A 17630-nucleotide genomic window follows, 5' to 3' on the forward strand; every position below is an offset into this window, starting at 1 on the left:
AGGAACTCGTCCAGCAGCGTGCGGAACGTCAGCAGCAGAGTGGCAACAGCGTGCGGTCCGACGAGCCAGGAACGTCGAAGTGATGACCATCCGGCCCATGGAGCGAGCCACCCTGCCTCGACCGGAGAAGCCCCACCACCCGGCCGGAACCAATATGACCGCTACCTACGCGAGGAGATCCTGAACGTGCGAAAGCTCGTTGTCCAGCAGTGGGTAACCGTCGACGACATCGCTGCGGAGGAGGACGGCAGGCTCAGCTGCTGAACGCCTTCATGAACTGCTTGACCTCAGCGGGCTCTCCTAGCGGCACCGCGAGACCGACGGCTCCCTCAAGATCATTCACGAAACTGCGGCCAGAGCCATTTCGGAGATCCCGGCCGAACGGTCACCACGTCGGAACAGCTCGACGATCCCGGCCTTGAACTCCGGCGTGAACGAACGGCGAGGCCGAGGCTTCCTCTTCCCCTTGCTCTCCATGATGGAGATCCTCCCGGGGCAGAACCCCCTGATCTCGGTCGTTCGTCAAAGCGGATCAAACCCAGGGGGCAGCCCCTGTGGGTGGGTGTCAGTGACGGCATGGCAGGTTGGTGTGTCCGTGCTGGTGGTGGCGTGTTGGGTCCTCTCACAGCGGCGCAGGCGGACTCGCGGCCCTCCGTGACCGGCCGGCGTCCGGCCTGGACAGGCTCGGGAACCGTTCCCCCGGATCCTGCGTGATCTCTTGAGGTGTTGTCGGCTGGTGGTGAGGGGACCGAATGAGAGCGCGGACGATGGTGAGCGTGGCCGCATCGGCCTGTGTGGCGCTGGTGGCGTGCGCGTGCGGTCCGGATGAATCGAAGCAGGACACGGACGCGAAGCCTTCGCAGCCGTCCGCGTCCACGCGGACGGAAGAGCCGTCGGCCATGCCGTCCGTGTCCGCTCGGACCGAGAAGCCGTCGGCCGAGCCGACCGGCGACCAGCCCGCGCCCAGCACGAAGGAGGGTGCGATCCAGCGGTACGAGCTGTACCTGCACGCCCTGGGCCGTGAGGACATCGGCACGGTCTGCGAAGTGGCCGCGCCGGCCGCGAAGAAGGCACAGGACCAGGGATTGGGCCCGTGCACGTCGACGTACGCCGCCGTGTTCCAGATGATCTCGCCCGTGCAGAAGAAGGCCCTGCAGACCGCGACGGTCGACCCGCAGCGCATCGTCGTGCACAAGCCCGACAAGATCGAGATGCCGGTCGAAGCGGTCAGGGCCTCGGTCACTTTCTCCGAGAGCAACCTCGGCAGCTACACCCTGGAGTACCTCAAGGACGACTGGTACATCACCGACTGAACCCGACGCGTCGTACGCGGAGCCGCCCGACGGACGGCTCCGCGCGCGCACGCCACCCGGCGGCCGGTTGCACGCCCGTTCACTCCTCGCGGCGGGCCGCGCCTGCCACGGTGATGTTCACCAGCCGCGGTACGCGCAGCCCGCGGTCGCGGAACTCCTCGGTCACAGCGGTACGGATATCCGTCAGCCGCTCCCGCGGCAGCAGGACCATAGCGCTGCGCTCCGGCCGCAGCCCGGGCCACCAGGCGGCCGTCGCACCGGCTCGCCGGGCGCAGGCCACCGCGTGCTCGATCTCGTCCGGCGCGGGCTCGTCGCCACGGGTCACCAGCAGGGTCAGCCGCGAACCATGTGCGTCCGGGTCGAAGCGGACCCGGCGCCGAGTGCCGCGGCCGAGCATCAGTGCTTGTCCGGGCCGCGCGAACAGCGCCGCCTCGCGCAGCACTTCGTCCCCTTCGGGGACGGCCGCCCGGGCCAGGGCGGCCAGCCGGCCGCGCGGCAGGCGTGGCCGGGCGCGGCCGGCGTGCAGATCGGCGACCGCCAGCGCCACGGCGCACTCCAGCGGCTCGGCGCTGGACAGCCCGGTCGCGGCGGTCAGCGTCGAGTGGATGTGGAGATCGAGGCCGCCTCTGCCGTATCCGGCGCCGGCCATGGCGCGCAGCAGGGCGTAGGTGCGAGCTGCCCACTCGGGGTGTGGCAGCGGCGGTCCGGTGAGCGGGAGTTCGCAGCTGTGTGCGGGATGGGCGAGGGAACTCAGCCGTACGATCCCGTCGTCGCGGGGCGCGGCTGCGGCGGCCACGGGCCACCCGGCCGCGGCAACAAGCCGCGGTGACCCGAGGTGGAAGGCGTGCGGAGCGCTCCACACGGTGGCCGGTGGCCGGTCGTGGGCGGCCTCCAGGGCGTAGGCGACCAGTCGGAAGAGGGGGTCGGCGGTGTGCCGCCGGGCGATGCCGAGCGGCCCGACCGGCTCGGGGTTCATCGCCGTCACCTCGGCTCGTCGAGCGTCGGTGTGCGGCGGGCCAGCAGACGGTAGGCGTTGCCGCCGTCGGTGACGCGGGCCGTGGCAGCGCGGACTTTGTCCAGGACTGCGGCGGCGGCGAAGCACGGCAGCGAAGCCGTCCAGACGCCACGGCGGATCGCCCGGCCGGTCAGGGTCGCGCTGCCCGGGCCCCACGGGGCGTACGGACTGGGCGCGATCCGGTTCGCGGCGAGCAGGACCGCGCCGACGAAGTCGCAGGACTGGTGGGCCGCGCCGTGTTCCTCGGCCAGCACCGTGAACCCGCGGTCGGCCAGCGCATCGCGGAGGTTGCCGACCGGGATCAGGTGCTGGTGCTGGGGCTGGAACCACGGCAGCCAGTACGGGCCGAGCATGCGGCCGAGGCGTGATTCGGGGTCCGGGAGTTCGATCAGAAGATGCCCGCCGGGAGGCAACACCTTGGCGGCGGCGTCGAGTTCGGCGAACGGGTCACGGGTGTGTTCCAGGTAGTGGTACATGCTGATCGTGTCGTAGCGGTGCACCAGCCCGGCAGCCAGCTCCGGGAACTGCCCGCAGTGAGCCGTGCCGATCCAGCCGCGGGCCTGTGCGCCCCGGACCTCGGCGGCCATGTCGAGGCCGTCGAAGCGCGTCTCGGGCCAGACGTCGCGCGCGCTGTTGCAGAAGTGACCGTGCCCGGTGCCCACATCGAGCCAGGCGGACGGGGTGCCGTACGGCTTGAGCATTTCCGCACGGGCCAGATAGGAGCGGCTCATCTGGCCGAACACGTGGGACGCGCTGCTCACGCTGAGGCCGTCGTAGAAGTCGCGGTAGTAGAAGTCGAGACCGTCCAGGGACAGGCGCGGGTTCTGGAACACATGCCCGCACACCCCGCACTCCTCGAGGGTGAAGCTGCCCGGCTTGGCCTGGAACAGATCCGGCATCCGGGTGCGTACGGACAGGTCGGCGGAGCCGCACCAGGGGCAGTCGGGGCGGCGCGGTTCGAAGAACCGCTCGGTGCCGGCCTTGAGTTCGGCCGCGTACAGGGGCCGCAGCGCCTCCATCTCCGGAGTCGGACCGGACCGGGACGGGCCCCCGCTGGTGGCCGTTCGCAGCATGGTGTGGACGGAGTGCAGCGGCCGCGCCGCGGTGGCGCGCGGCAGATCGGCCGGTCGCAGCGGGCTGTCCGGGCGGCCCAGGATCAGCGAGGGCTGCAGCCAGTACAGCGCGAGCGCCGCCACACCCCACCGGCCGTCCTTGACGGCCGCGCGTGCCAGCAGGGCAAGACCTGCGAGCTGGGCCGCGGTCACCACGCCCGGCGGCAGCCCTTGGGCGCGTAACTCCGCTGCCCGCCGAGCGGGTTCACGGGCCGGGGCGGCCAGTCCCGGAGCGATGGCGATGCCGGTGGAGGCCGGGGCGTAGTCCTTCAACCGGCCGAGCAGAGTGTGCAGTTCGGCGGTGGTGAGGTCGTCGTCGGTGTCGATGCCCGCGCGCGTGCGGACGTCCTCGGCGACCAGGACGGCATGTCCCGCGCCGCGCGGCTGCGCCGTGCGCGCATAGCGTCCGTCGCCGATCTCCAGCAGGCGCAGGAGGCCCAGCGCGCGTTCCGCGTCGAGGCTGCCCGGCAGCAGGTCGAGGACTTCGAGACCGGTACGTTCCGCGTGGGCGACTGCGGCACTCACCGTCGCTTTGTCGACTTCGACGCCCCGGGCCGCGATCACGTGCCAGCCGTCCGTGGGGTGACTCTCGACGGTCATGTCCAGGACGGGTACAGCGGCCAGCCGGCGGCGGGCGCGCACCGTGCCCGCGGTGAGGCCCGCCAGAACGGCGACGGCGGTCCAGGGGACGCGGCGGGTACGAGACGGTGTCATGTGAGCTTCTCCAACCTGTCGGCCGCGGCCGCGGCGCCGCCGGCCGCCGCGAAGGATGCCTGGATACGGCGGGCGGCCCGCCGGTGGTCCGGGTCGTCGAGCACTGCGGTGAGCGCGGCCCGGATCTCGTCGGCGCGAGGCCGGCCGAAGCGCACCCGGACTCCGGCCCCGGCCGCCGCGACCTGCTGGGCGATGATCGGCTGGTCGTCCCGGACCGGCGCGACGACCAGCGGCAGACCGTGGGCGAGCGTCTCGCAGACGGTGTTGTGTCCGCCGTGGCAGATCACGGCGTCGAGATGCGGCAGCAGGGCGAGTTGGGGGACGTACTCCTGAAGCAGGACATGGTCCTCACGCACCTCGCCGACCACGTCCGCGGGCGCTGCGACGATCAGCTGCACCTGCTCGGCCAGCCGTTCCGCGGCCTTCAGGACAGCGGAGTAGAAGCGGCCGCCTGCCTCCCGGTTGAGCGTGCCGAGCGAGACCAGCACCCGGCGTCGTACGGGATCCAGTCGCTGCCACGGGAACGAAGCGGCATCGGAGGGACGGGAGCCAAGGGCGGGTCCCACCCAGGCATGGTGATCGGGGAACGTGCCGTCCCCGCCGACCAGTTCACGAGTGGAGAAGACCAGGACCAGCTGGTCCGAGAACCGCGGATCCCAGTCGACGGGCATGCCGCGGTCGGCCAGGAATCCGGCGATCCGGTCCGTCACCCACTCCCCCACCTTCGGGAATCCGGCGAACGGCCCGGTGAACTCGGCCGTGGTCGTCGCGGATGTCACCCATGGCAGTCCGCGCCGCCGCGCGACCACGGCCCCGGCGAGCGCCTGCTGGTCGACGACGAGCACATCGGGGTCGTACGCGTCGACCGCCGCCTCCACGCCGGGAACCATCGCGTGGGCGAGCGGGATCAACGCCTCCTGCCAGAGGAAGCGCAGTGCGGCGACGCCGCGCAGATCGCGCCAGCGGCCGTGCAGCGCGCCATAGCCTCCGGGTCCGTGGTCGCCGGACGCAAGGAGCGTGACGTGGGCGGGCAGCAGCCCGGACAGGACCTCGGCTGGGCCGCTCCACGCGACCTCGTGTCCGCGCGCGGTGAGTTCGGCGGCGACGGCGACGGTGGGGTTGACGTGCCCGGCGAGCGGCGGCACGACGAACAGCGCCCTCATACCGTCACCGCCTCGGGCTGTCGGCGGGCAGCAGCGGCCAGCCGGTCGAGCACGACCCGGCGGAGCTCGTCGGTGCCGCCCTGCAGTACGTCGTGCCCCAGACCGGGCAGGACACGGACGGTGCAGTCGGTTGCGTGCCGGGCCAATTCCTCGGCACCGGGGACGAGTTCGGAGTGCTCACCGCACACGGCCAGCACCGGACAGCGCACCTGCGCGAAGTCCTCGGCCGTGAACACCCGGCCCGCCGCGATGTCGTCGATCAGCGACGTCCGGTTGAGGAGCTCGTCGGCGGTCGCCGTCAGCCGGGCCGCCTTGCGCGCTCCGAGCGAGGCGAGTTCCTTCGGTACGTTGCTGCCTTCGAGGTCGAGAGCCGCGACGGAGAGCGTGTCCAGCATGTTCTCGATCCACGGGCCGCTGAGCGGTGCCTCGATCAGGATCAGCCCGGCGACGAGATCGGGCCGCGCCAGTGCGGTACGCAGCGCGATCGTGCCGCCGTAGCTGTTGCCGATGAGGGTCACCGGGCGGGTGTCGAGTCCGAGGGCCGCGAGCAGGGCGGTCAGGTCTTGTACCGCCGTGGCGGTGTCGTAGCCGGTGGGCGGGCGTTCGGTGCGGCCGTGGCCGCGCAGGTCGTACAGGACGATGTCGTGCCCGTCCCGTGCGGCCGGGACTGCGAGGGTGGCGTAGAAGCTGGAGAGGTTGTCGACGACCAGACCGTGGAGGAAGACGGCGGTCGCGCCCGTGTCACCGGATATGTCGGCGGCCGGCAGCCGGTGGACATGGAAGCGTAGGGAGTTGGCGAGGATCTCGGCCATCGCGTGCTCAGCCGGCCGGAGCCGACACGGGGGTGCCGGAGATGTGGGCCACGAGGTCGCCGACCGTCAGCGCCAGGATCTCCTCCATGTCCTTCTCGGCCAGGAAGGTGATCAGGTCCACCGCGGCGCCGTAACGCTGCTGGAGCAGTTCGGCGAGCGCGACGAACTCGATGCTCTCCAGCGCCAGGTCCTCGTTGAAGGTGGTCTCGAAGGTGACCTCTTCCGCGAGGAGGAACTCGTCGCCGACGGTCTGCACGAGCATGGCGGTGATCTCGGCGAGTATTCGTATCGCCGTGGGGTCGGATGTCATGGCTGGGCTCCGTCCGGGTCGGGGGTGGGGGGTACGGTCCAGGCGACGACGTGCGGGGTGGGTGCGGTGTCCGGTCCGGACAGGTCGTGCACGGTTTCGGTGCGTACGCAATGGGCGCGGCCCTCCGGCGAGACCACGCGGAGCCCGGCCGCTGCGTCGGTGACGGTCCACTGCCGAAGGCGTCCGCCGAGGCCGGTGCCCTCCGCCTTGGCCGCTGCTTCCTTGGCGCACCAGAGTGTGGTGAGCGCGTGCGCCTCGCCGTGCCCGTCGCGAGCGTCGAGCCTCTCGGCGAGCCGCCGTTCGTCGGCGGTGAGCGCGATACGGCTCAGGGCGGCGGGGTCCTCGGTGACGGTCTCGATGTCGATGCCGACGGCGTGGGTGGGGTGGGCATACGCCACCGCGAGGCGGTCCTTGTGGGCCAGCGAGATCCGCAGCCCCGCGGTGAGCGGGCCCTCGCAGTGCGGGCAGCCCGCCTCGTCGTTGCCGACGGTGACCTCCACGGGGAACAGGGGTCCGGCACCGCGGTCCCAGAGGAGGTGGCGCAGGGCGTCCTTCGCGGCGATCCGCCCGAGCAGCCAGGCCGCGCGGGCTCGCGGCGCGCGCTGCTCGTACGCCGCCCGCTCGGCGGCGCCGAGATAGCGCCGCATCACCAGTTCCTGCGAGGCGGGATCGGTCCAGCGGCGCCGGGCCAGACACCAGCCGTCGGGCTGCGGCTCGCCGATGCCGCAGATCTCCGGCGTGAACTTCATCGGCCACACCCGCTCGTCGGCGGCGAAGCGCCGGTACGTCCAGCCGTCCAGCCGGGCCAGTAGGGTGCCGTCCGCGCGGACGAGCTCCACGTCGCCCTGTACGGCGTCCGGCCGCACGGAGCGGATGCGGGCGGTGGCGCGGATCAGCGAGCCGTCGCGGGGCACCGGTCCGTACAGGCTGACCCGCTCAAGCGACGCGGGGAACACCAGCCGGTCGACCGGCAGCCGCAACTGCATCCAGTGGCCGAGGAGTTGACCGGCCGCATCCAGCAGCGCGCCGGGCGCGGGCAGGGCGCGCAGCACGCCGCGAATGCCGTCGTCGGCGACGGCGGACACCTCGTGGACTCCGGCGAAGCCGGGACCGTGGAACATCCACCGGTCGCGGTAGAGGGCCTCGGCGCTGACGGGAGCCGGCCCTTCGCGGGTCAGTGCGGAAGAGTCGGGTGCGGGAGGGGAGGGGTGGCGGGCTCCGAGCACGACGGTGACGCTCGCGCACCCGCCGATCTCCACACGCACGCGCCCGCCGGCTTGTGGAGTGACGGTGAACTCCGCGTCGACGGGGGGCGCGACGGGCAGCCAGCGCAGAGCCCGTACGTCGTCGAAACCGGTCACGGTGGTCTGCGGCACCGATTCGAGGGCGGCGTCCGCGGCGAGGTCGAGCAGGGTGGTCATGGGGACGACGGGGAAGCGGTCGGAGGGCTCGGGCCAGGCGTCGGGCTGGAGGTAGACGCAGTGGTCGCGGACGTAGGGCATCGTGTCCAGGGACAGCCGTCGGGTCGTGGCCGCGGACGCCGGCGGGGTACGCCAGCGGTCGGAGACGGCGCGCGCCGCGTCTTCGGCCTCGTCGAGCACGGCGTCGAGGGCGGACTGCAGTCGCGGCCGATCGGCCAGGTGGGGGTGGGCGGTCCGGGGCGGTCCGGCCAGTTGGAGCGGAGGCGCGGCGGGGCCGAGGTAGATCAGGGGCGAGCCGAGGTCGAGGGGCATGGAGCGGGGCGCGGGGCCGGCGTGCTTCGAGGAGGCGGCGGCAGCCATCGGCGCCACCGGCGCGGTGCTCATCACGGCAACAGACGTCGGCTCGCGCTCGACCAGAGCGTCCCAGCGAATGTCCAGGCCCTCCGTCCACAACGCCGCCGCCACCGCGCGGAGTTGGGCGAGACCGGTGTCTCCCCGGGACGCACCCGCCGAGACCGCCAGGTGGGGGCGGCCGTGCAGGGTGTCCGAGACGAAGCCCGGGAGGCTGCCCGGCCCCAGCTGGACGAAGGCGCGCACGCCTTCCGCGTACAGGCGGCTTGTCAGCTCCCGGAAACGCACCGGCTCCAGCAGGTGGCGGAGCACCACATCCCGTACCTCGCGCTCGTCGGCGGGGTACGGCGCGACCGTGGTCGCCGACCAGACCGGCACCGTCGGGGGCCTCAGCGGCAGGCGGCCGAACGCGGCGCGGACCTGGTCGAGGTACGGCGCCCACATCGGCGTGTGAAAGCCCGAACGGAACGGCAGCTCCTGCGCGAGCACACCCTGCCCGGCCAGCCGCCGCAGCGCTTCCCCCACCGGGCGGGGCTCTCCGCAGAGCACCGACTGGTGGGGGCAGTTGTCGTGGCTGACGGCCACTCCGTCCAGGCCTTCCAACACGTCGGCCGCCTGCCGGGATCCGCAGCCGATGGCCGCGTACACCAGATCCGGAACATCGAGATCGCCCGGCCGTAGCGAGTCGAGGAACGTGTCGACGGCCCGCTGCGGGTACATCCCGGCGACCACCATCGCGGTCCACTCGCCCAAGCTGTGACCCGCCAACAGGTCGGTCTCTATACCGAGTTCGGGCAGAACGCGGGCGAAGAACCGGCCGACGGCGATGGCGTCCACCGCTCGCTCCACCAGCGTGCCGCCGTCGGTCAGGGCGGGCCGGGGCAGGCCGAAGTGGTCGGCGACGTCGGCGACGTACGGCGCGAAGTCCGGCTCCAGGCCGGGGAAGACGAACGCCAGCCGGCCGTCGCGCGCGAGCAGCGGGCTGGGGGTGAACCAGACGCCGCCGCGACCGCGCCACGGCCTGCCACGAGCCACGACCGCCGCGGCCAGCGCCTGGCGTTTCGGGGTCAGTCCGAGGACGGCGAGGCGGCAGGGTCCGGCCGACGACGGCATGTCATCTCCGGGCAGCGCCTCGACCAGACGGCCGAGCTCGGCAGGAGTCGCGGCGGCCAGCAGCGTGACGTCGGCCGACACGGGCCGTCGGACACGGCCGGCCGGGACGACCGCTCCCGGTGCCTCCTCCAGCACCACATGCGCGTTGATCCCGCCGAACCCGAACGCGTTCACCCCCGCCCGGCGCGGCCCGCTCCCCCGCCGCCAGGGCTCCGCCTCCGTCACCGGACGCATCCGTGTCCCGGCAAAGCCCTCGTGCGGCTCTTCCAGATGGAGGGTCGGCGGCAGCGTCCCGTGGTGCACGGCGAGTACCGCCTTGATCAGCCCGGCCATCCCGGACGCCTGCATGGTGTGGCCGAGCATCGACTTCACCGAGCCCATCGCCACCGGTTCGGAGCCCGGAGCGCGCCGTCCGAACACCTCGCCGAGCGTGGTGAGTTCGGCCTCGTCGCCGACCGGCGTTCCGGTGCCGTGCGCCTCGAGCAGACCAAGCGCGTCGGGCGCTGTCGGGTCGAGGCCGGCCTGCGACCAGGCCTTCCGCAGAGCACGGACCTGGCCGTCGACCAGCGGGCTCATCAGGCTCGCGGCCCGGCCGTCGCCCGCGACGCCCACTCCCCGTACGACGGCATAGACGCGGTCGCCGTCGCGTTCGGCATCGGCCAGGCGTTTGAGGAGTACGACTCCGGTGCCCTCGGACAACAGCGTGCCGTCGGCGCGGCGGTCGAACGGGCGGATGTGCTGGCTCGGGCTCAGCGCCCGCAGCTGGGTGAAGACGCTCCAGAGCGTGGCGATATGGCAGTGGTGCACGGCTCCGGCGGCCACCACGTCGCAGCTCCCGCTCGCCAGCAGACCGACCGCCTGCTCGACGGCGATCAGCGACGACGCGCAGGCGGCGTCGAGGGTGTAGGCGGGGCCCCGGAAGTCGAGCCGGTTGGCGGCCCTGGCCGCGGTGAAGCTCGGCACGAGGCCGATGGATGCCTCAGGCTGTTCGGGACCGAGCCCGGCCTGGAAGGCGTCGCGTACGGCGGCGATCCGCTCGTCGCCGAGTTCGGGTACGAGTTCACGCAGGGTCGCGGCGAGCTGATGGGCGGTGCGTACGCGCTGGTCGAGGCGGGCGGTGGCGACGCCCATGAACCCGCCGCGGCCGAGGATCACGCCGATGCGGGAACGGTCGGCAGGCAGCCGCTCCTCGCCTCCCGCGTCGGCCACGGCCTCGGCGATGACGCGCAGCGCCAGCAGCTGATCGGGCTCCGCGCCCGCCACGGCCGCGGGCATGATGCCGAAGCGGGTCGGATCGAACGCGGTGAGGTCGTCGATGAATCCGCCGCGCCGGCAGTAGAAGTGGTCGCTGCGGGCGAGGCCCTCCGACGCGCCCGGGTCGTAGTAGACCTCGGGGTCCCAGCGGTCTGGCGGCACATCGCTGATCGCGTCGGTGCCGGCGAAGAGATTCCGCCGGTAGGCGGCCAGGTCCCCGGCGCCGGGGAAGACCGCGCCCATGCCGACGATGGCGGCGTCGGTCGGGCGGGGCCCGCCGTCAGCCATGGGAGGTCTCCCCCGCCATGAGCACGACCTGCCCCTCGGTGCCGTGCGCCAGTTCGGCGAGGAACGCCGCGGTCCCCGCTGCCGGATCGAGGACCGGGATGCCGCGGCTCGCGTACATCCGTTCCAGCTCGGGTGTGACCATGCCGCCGGCCTCTGCTGCCCACGGGCCCCAGTCGACGGCCAGCACACGGCCGGGGAACCGGCGTGACCAGGCGGGGGTGGTGGCGAGCGTGTCCAAGGCTTCGTTGGCGGCCGCGTAGTCGGCCTGGCCGCGGTTGCCGAAGACACCGGCGACGCTGCCGAAGAGTGCGAGGAAGGCGGGGGCCGGTCCGTCGCCGTGGTCGGCGGCGGCGTGGGCGAGGTGGCGGGCGCCGTCGACCTTGGTGGCGAAGACCCGCGCGAAGGATGCCGGGTCCTTGTCGGCGAGCCGGCGGTCCTCGATGGTTCCGGCGCCGTGCACGATGCCGTCGAGACGGCCGTGGCGCGTACGGATGTCGTGCACGACGGCGCGTACGGCTTCGGCATCGGTCACGTCGGCGACGTGGTAACGCACCGAGGCGGCTGTGCTGTTGAGGGCGGCGAGCGTGGCACGCACCTCACGCGCGGCGAGGATGCGTGTTGCCTCGCTCTCGATTTCGGCGGGTGTGCGCAGACCTATCCCGAACAGGGCGGCACGCAGGGACACACGGTCGTGGGCGTGGGCGACGGCGGGGTCCTCGGCGTCCTCGGGCCGTGGGGTGCGCCCGACGACTTCGATGTGGCAGCCGGTCGCGTCGGCGAGGGCGAGGGCCGTACGGGCGGTGATGCCACGGGCTCCCCCGGTGAGGAGGACGACGGCGTCACGGCCGATCGGGAGCGGTGGCATCGCTTCGGTGACCGGCAGGGGTGCGGCCACGGTCCGCAGCGTGTTGCGGGTGCCGTTGGTGTAGCCGATGACCAACGGCTCCTCGGGGGCGCACAGTTCGGCGATCAGATGGGCGGCGATCCGCTCGGGGCGGTCCTTGGGGTCGACGTCGACGGCGCGTACTGCGGTGCCGGGGTGCTCGATCGTCGCGGTACGGGCGAAGCCGTACAGTCCGGCGCCGGGGACGGGGTCGGGCGCGCCGGTCCGGCCGAAGTCTCCGCCGCGGCCGGTGACGAGCAGGAGCCGGTGCGTTCCTGCGGTCAGAATGTCGCGCAGCGCGGCGAAGTTCTCCGGGAGCACGGGCGCGGGGGCGGGTCGCAGGGCGCTGAGGTCCACGACGCCGTCTGCTCCTGCAGCGTCCGCGAGCCGGTCCGGGTGGAGTGTGCGCACCTCTGCGCCGTGGGACTCCAGCGCGGCGGCGAGGGCGGCGGCGACACCGAGCCCGTCGTCGACGACGGCGAGCCGCAGTCCGGGGAGTACGTCGGCGGGGTCGCGGGTGGTGGCCGGCCCGATGGGGGCGACCTCGACGACCAGCCGTTCCGGCAGCGGCACCGGGGCCGTCGCCGCTTCCTCGGGGGCCGGAGGGCCGGCGGCGCGCACCGGCCCGTCGGCCGCCACGGCTTCCGCCGCCGCGTCCCGTGTCACGATCCAGTCGACGATCCCGCCGATCGTCTTCAGCCGGGACAGTTCCTCGACGGCCGAATTCGCCGGGCCGTCCGCTCCCCGTGGCAGCCCTATCCGGTCGGCCAGCGCGCCGATGATCTCCACTCGCTTGATGGAGTCGACCGAGAGGTCGGCTTCCAGATCCAGCGTCGGGTCGAGCATCTCCCTCGGGTAGCCGGTCCTGACGTGGACGATTTCCAGGACCGTGTCCAGGAGTTGATCGGGCGTCAGGGGAGGATGGCCGGCAGCGGGCTCCTCGGAGTCGGCCCGCACTGGCACAGGCACCGCCTGCGGCTCCGGCAGCGGCAGCGGCTCCGACACTGCTCTCGGACCGGCATCGGCGCCCAGGTACCCCAGCAGCACATCTCGTTGCGCGGCCACGAGTTCCCGTGCCCCGCGCAGGTACTCCAGTACTGCGTCCTCACGCCGGTCCACGGCCTCCGCCGCCGGAGGAACCGGTGTCACCCGGCGTGCCGGGAGCAGTCCGCCCGCCACCGGAACGCCGTCCGCCGTGCGGACGAGGTGGCCGTCGACCAGCCATCCGGCTCGGCGGGGCGGCTCGGCGGGCAGGGCGGAGGCGCGGCCGGCGAACAAGGGCTCCGGGTCGAACGGGACGCCGGCGGCGGCCAGTTCGCCCAGCGCGTTCACCAGTCGGGTCAGGCCGTGTTCGCCCGCGATGTCGATCGGCACCGCGGTGTGCGGCCGGTCGCCCAGGATGCGGCCGACGAGGCCCGTGAGCACCCGGCCCGGGCCGGCCTCCACAAAGGTCCGCACTCCCGAGGCGTACATTGCTTCGATCTGTTCGGCGAACCGCACGGGTTCGGCGAGTTGACGCGCAAGGAGCGCCCGTACGGACGACGCCTCGACCGGGTAGGGGCTCGCGGTCGTGTTGGACCACACAGGGATGTCGGGCTCGGTGACGGGCGCAGCGGCCAGCTCGGAAGCCAGCGCATCCGCTGCCGCCGCGACGACCTCGCTGTGGAACGCGCAGGCGACCGGGATGCGTTCGGCCCTGATTCCGGCGTCTCGCAGCGCTCCGATCGCGGCGTCGACCGCCGCGGTCGGGCCGGAGACGACGCTCTGCGCCGGTGCGTTGTGGTTGGCGAGGACGCATCCGGGCGGCAGTTCGGGCAGCTCGCTCGGCGCCGCGGACACCGCTGCCATCGCTCCCGGGTCGTCGCCCGCCGCGGCGAGGATGGCATCGGCACGCCGGTTGCTGAGCCGCAGCAGCGTCTCGGTGTCGTACGCACCGGCGGCCCAGAGCGCGACGAGTTCGCCGTACGAGTGGCCTGCGGTGCAGTCGGGACGTATGCCGAGCGAGGTGAGCAACTGGTGTGCGGCGGCGCCCGCGATGCCGAGGGCGGGCTGGGCGGTGCGGGTGTCGGTGACGGCGGCGCGCTGGGCGGCTCGCTGCTCGGGGGTGAAGGCGGCGGGCGGGAACATCGCGGCCGCGAGGCGTGGATCCGCCTCGTACAGCGGCCCGCGCAGGTGGGGAAAGGCGATGAACAGGTCGTTCAGCATGCCCGGGCGCTGGCTGCCCTGGCCGGGGAAGAGGAAGGCGGACCGGCCGCCGGAAGCGGGCGTGGCGTCGCGCACGTGGACGCCGTCGCCGGAGTCAAAGGTCCGGGCGCGGTCCAGCTTCGCGGGCAGGTCGTCCAGGTCCGTGGCGACGACCGCGATCTGGATGGCTCCCTCGCCGCGCGAGGTCTCGGCGGCGAGGTCGCGCAGGGGCCAGGGCCGGCCGGCCGCGTCGTTCTGCTCCAGTCGCGCGGCGAGGCGGTCGACGGCGCCGAGCGCGGCGTCCCGGTCGGCTCCGCGGAAGCAGAACAGCTCGGCGGGCCAGGCGTCCATGCCGTGCCAGGGCTCACCGCCGCCGTCGGGTCCGTCCTCATGACCGGCGAGCACCGCGTGGTAGTTGGTTCCGCCGAAGCCGAAGGCGCTGACGCCCGCAAAGCGCTTTCCCGGGGGCGCGGTCCACGGCCTGGCCTCGGTGTCGAAGAAGAACGGACTGGCGTCGGGCTTCCAGTCGGGGTTGGGGCCGGCCAGATGCAGCGTCGGCGGCCGTACGCCGGAGTGCACGGCGCGTGCCGCCTTGATCAGTCCGGCCAGGCCCGCGGCGCATTTGGTGTGGCCGAGCTGCGACTTGACGGATCCGAGCGAGCAGGATCCCGTCCCGGAGTCTGCGAAGACCTCGGTGAGGACGGCGAGTTCGGTGCTGTCGCCGACGACGGTTCCGGTGCCGTGTGCTTCCACCAGGCCGATCTCGGCGGGTGCGATGCCCGCGCGCCGGTAGGCACGTTCCAGGGCCCGTCGCTGTCCGTCGGGCCGGGGCGCGGTGAGGCCGAGGGATCGTCCGTCGCTGGACGCGCCGACGGCCTTGACGACGGCGTAGATGCGGTCGCCGTCGCGTTCGGCGTCCGCGAGGCGTTTGAGGACGACGCAGGCGACGCCTTCGCCGAGTGCGATGCCGTCGGCGGATGCGTCGAAGGGCCGGCAGCGGCCGGTGGGCGACAGGGCGCGCACGGAGGCGAACATCAGGTAGTCGTTGATGCCGTTGTGCACATCGGCGCCTCCGCAGAGCACCATGTCGCTGTCACGGTCGCGCAGTTGCTTGCAGGCCAGGTCGAGTGCGGCGAGCGAGGACGCGCAGGCGGCGTCGATGGTGCAGTTGGCGCCGCCGAGGTCGAGTCGGTTGGCGACGCGTCCGGCGATGACGTTCGCGAGGACTCCGGGGAAGGAGTCCTCGGTCAGCTTGGGTAACTGCTCGTCGAGTTCGGGCGGCAGTTGGCCGAGATAGCCGGGGTGCAGGGTGCGGAAGCCATACGCCCCGGCGAGGTCGGTGCCCGCTTCGGCGCCGAAGACGACGGAGGTGCGGGAGCGGTCGAACTGCCGCGGGCCCGCGTATCCGGCGTCTGCGAGTGCGCGGGCAGCTGTGTCGAGTGCGAGCAGCTGCACCGGCTCGATGCTGCCGAGTGAGGCGGGAGCTATGCCGTGCGCGAGCGCGTCGAACGGTGCGGCCGAAAGGAACCCGCCCCACCGCGACGGGGTGCGCTCCCCCGCGCGTGCCGGGTCGGGGTCGTAGTGGATCTCGGGGTCCCAGCGGTCGGCCGGGACTTCGGTGACGGAGTCGGTGCCGGCGACGATGTTGGACCAGTACGCGGCGAGGTCGTCCGCGCCGGGATAGCGGCAGGCCATGCCGACGACGGCGATGTCCAGCGGTTCCTCGGGACCGGACGCCGGCGCGCCCGCTCGCAGCTCCTCGCGTCGCTCTTCCAGCAGCTGTGTCGCGCCGTCGGTGACCTGGGTGTGCAGTTCGGCGACGGTGGTGACGGCGGTGCGTGCGGTGGCGATCTGGCCGAGCATGTACAGGCCCTCACCGCGCTGCACGGCCTCGTCCACCGGCACGAGTCCCGTCTCGGTGCGGCGCAGGCCCTTGCTGGCGAGCCGCAGCCGCCCGAGGTTGAGTTTCTCCAGTTCCGCCCAGATCTCGCTCGGGCTCGCGCCATCCTGCCGCAGCCGTTCCGCGGTGGCGGTGAAGGCGTCGACGTACGGCGTGGTGGCGCACCGGGTCGCATGGCCCGGGGAGGTGTGCAGGAGTGTGGTGGCCTCGCAGCCGATGGCCTCCTGCTGGAAGCCGGGCAGTACGGCTCCTGCGGTGACGGCCTCCTCGGTGAACAGATAGGCGGTGCCCATGAGGACCCCGGTGCGGGCGCCGCGCTCGGCCAGCGGGCCTGCGGCGGCCATGGCCATCGCGGCGGACCGCTCGTCGTGGATGCCGCCGGCGAACAGCACGTCGAGTTCGGCGGCGTACGGGCACGCGAGCAGCCGGTCGATCTGCTCCTCCCAGAGCGGGAAGGCGGCGCGCGGGCCGATGTGGCCGCCGCACTCCAGCCCTTCGAAGACGAACCGCCGCGCGCCTTCGGCGAGAAACTGCTCCAGCAGTCCTGGTGAGGGCACATGCAGATAGGTCCGGGTGCCTGCGGCCTCCAGCTCGGCGGCCTGCGCGGGCCGGCCGCCGGCGATGATCGCGTACGGGGGGCGGGCGTCGGCGACGGCGGCGAGCTGCTCGCGGCGCAGCTCGTCGGGCGCGAAGCCGAGCAGGCCGACGCCCCAGTCGCGGCCGGCCAGGCGTGCGGCGGTCTCGGTGAGCAGTTCGCGTACGTCGGGGCCGTTCATCACGGCCAGCGCGACAAAGGGCAGCCCGCCCGACCGGGCCACGGCGCAGGCGAAGGCGGGCCGGTCGCTGACGCGGGTCATGGGCCCTTGGGCGACGGGCAGACGGCCTTCGCCGGGGCGAGGCTGGAGCGGACGGGCCCGTACGGCCGCTTCGAGGTGGCCGGTGATGGCCGCTCGCACCGCCTGTACGACGGAGCCGGTGGTGCGGTGGCGCGCGGCGAGCCGGGCGGCGGCGGCTCCGTCCTGGCCGACGGGCAGCGGCTGGATGCGCAGACCGCGGGCGCCGAGCTGTTCGGCGACGTCGCCTTGAACGGGTGCCAGATCGGGGCGGGTGTAGATGCGGTGGCCCGCGACGACAGTGGTTTCGCTGCCGTCCATGGCCCGGATCGCGGCCTCGACGTCGCCGGGCAGCCCTGCCGCGCCTTCGGTGGTGAGGGCGAGCTGGGTGTCGAGTACGACGCCGACGGCCCCGCCCGCGACGGCTGCGGCTGCCGTGTGCGTTCCGATGCCCCCTGCCGCATGGATCGGCACGGTCAACTCCGCGTCGGCAAGGAGTAGTTGGAGCAGGACGAAGGTGGTCAGTTCGCCCACGCGGCCGCCCGCCTCGTGTCCTTTGGCAACGAGTCCGGACGCTCCGGCGGCGACGGCGGCACGGGCCTCGGCGACGTCGACGACCTCGGCCCATACCCTGCGCGTGGCCGTGCGCGCCCCCCACCGTGTCGTTCCGGTGCGCCAGTGCTCCGCGGTGAGCAGGACGGTGTCCACTGCGTCGGGCAGTTCGTCCGGTGCGACGAGGCACCCGGCCGGTATGCGTACGCCGTACCCCCGTCCGCGCAGTGAGTCCATCGCGGCCCGCGCCCGTTCACGATCCCTGCCGAGGTCGAGCAGGCCCAGCGCGCCGGCGCGTTCCGCGGCCGCGACCATCCGCGCGTCGGGCTCCTCGAACGGGCTCACCACGACGACGAGATCCCGTACGGCGTGCCGGAGGGTGGGGTGAGGGATCACGGGCTCTCCTTGGGTT

8 protein-coding genes are annotated in these 17630 nt (G+C 73.0%); 1 reads left to right on the top strand and 7 read right to left on the bottom strand.

The genetic code is table 11. From position 1 onward, the window contains the following. The first annotated feature begins 908 nt into the window (after positions 1-908). On the top strand, positions 909-1313 hold the full coding sequence (locus tag AC067Z_RS28275) for a hypothetical protein (RefSeq protein ID WP_478792452.1): 405 nt from the start codon (positions 909-911) through the stop codon (positions 1311-1313). Positions 1314-1392: 79 nt separating this feature from the next. Here AC067Z_RS28275 and AC067Z_RS28280 read toward each other — a convergent pair whose 3' ends face one another. From AC067Z_RS28280 to AC067Z_RS28310, 7 genes are read right to left on the bottom strand one after another with little or no spacing between them, the layout of a single operon-like run. Further along, the gene (locus AC067Z_RS28280; RefSeq protein WP_478792453.1) at positions 1393-2289 is read right to left on the bottom strand and encodes a galactokinase; all 897 of its coding nucleotides are present in this window, start codon (positions 2287-2289) and stop codon (positions 1393-1395) included. A gap of 5 nt (positions 2290-2294) precedes the next feature. Further along, on the bottom strand, positions 2295-4154 hold the full coding sequence (locus AC067Z_RS28285; RefSeq protein ID WP_478792454.1) for a methyltransferase domain-containing protein: 1860 nt from the start codon (positions 4152-4154) through the stop codon (positions 2295-2297). Further along, positions 4151-5317, bottom strand: a complete 1167-nt coding sequence (locus tag AC067Z_RS28290; protein ID WP_478792455.1) for a glycosyltransferase — start codon at positions 5315-5317, stop codon at positions 4151-4153. Before AC067Z_RS28290 ends, AC067Z_RS28285 begins: the two co-directional genes overlap by 4 nt. After that, complete coding sequence (locus AC067Z_RS28295) at positions 5314-6129, bottom strand: alpha/beta fold hydrolase (protein ID WP_478792456.1); 816 nt, start codon at positions 6127-6129, stop codon at positions 5314-5316. Before AC067Z_RS28295 ends, AC067Z_RS28290 begins: the two co-directional genes overlap by 4 nt. A gap of 7 nt (positions 6130-6136) precedes the next feature. Beyond that, positions 6137-6439 carry a phosphopantetheine-binding protein gene (locus tag AC067Z_RS28300; protein ID WP_478792457.1) on the bottom strand — a complete coding sequence of 101 codons (303 nt, stop codon included), beginning with the start codon at positions 6437-6439 and terminating at the stop codon, positions 6137-6139. Continuing rightward, on the bottom strand, positions 6436-10866 hold the full coding sequence (locus AC067Z_RS28305) for a beta-ketoacyl synthase N-terminal-like domain-containing protein (protein ID WP_478792458.1): 4431 nt from the start codon (positions 10864-10866) through the stop codon (positions 6436-6438). Before AC067Z_RS28305 ends, AC067Z_RS28300 begins: the two co-directional genes overlap by 4 nt. Further along, positions 10859-17614 carry an SDR family NAD(P)-dependent oxidoreductase gene (locus AC067Z_RS28310; RefSeq protein WP_478792459.1) on the bottom strand — a complete coding sequence of 2252 codons (6756 nt, stop codon included), beginning with the start codon at positions 17612-17614 and terminating at the stop codon, positions 10859-10861. The genes AC067Z_RS28305 and AC067Z_RS28310 overlap by 8 nt, the downstream gene beginning before the upstream one ends. Positions 17615-17630: the final 16 nt, after the last annotated feature.

It is taken from the genome of Streptomyces sp. NPDC043812, from assembly GCF_056436245.1.

Coding starts and splice junctions, on each gene's coding strand:
- AC067Z_RS28280 (WP_478792453.1), bottom strand. CDS start 2,289: ATGAACCCCGAGCCGGTCGGGCCGCTCGGCATCGCCCGGCGGCACACC.
- AC067Z_RS28285 (WP_478792454.1), bottom strand. CDS start 4,154: ATGACACCGTCTCGTACCCGCCGCGTCCCCTGGACCGCCGTCGCCGTT.
- AC067Z_RS28290 (WP_478792455.1), bottom strand. CDS start 5,317: ATGAGGGCGCTGTTCGTCGTGCCGCCGCTCGCCGGGCACGTCAACCCC.
- AC067Z_RS28295 (WP_478792456.1), bottom strand. CDS start 6,129: ATGGCCGAGATCCTCGCCAACTCCCTACGCTTCCATGTCCACCGGCTG.
- AC067Z_RS28300 (WP_478792457.1), bottom strand. CDS start 6,439: ATGACATCCGACCCCACGGCGATACGAATACTCGCCGAGATCACCGCC.
- AC067Z_RS28305 (WP_478792458.1), bottom strand. CDS start 10,866: ATGGCTGACGGCGGGCCCCGCCCGACCGACGCCGCCATCGTCGGCATG.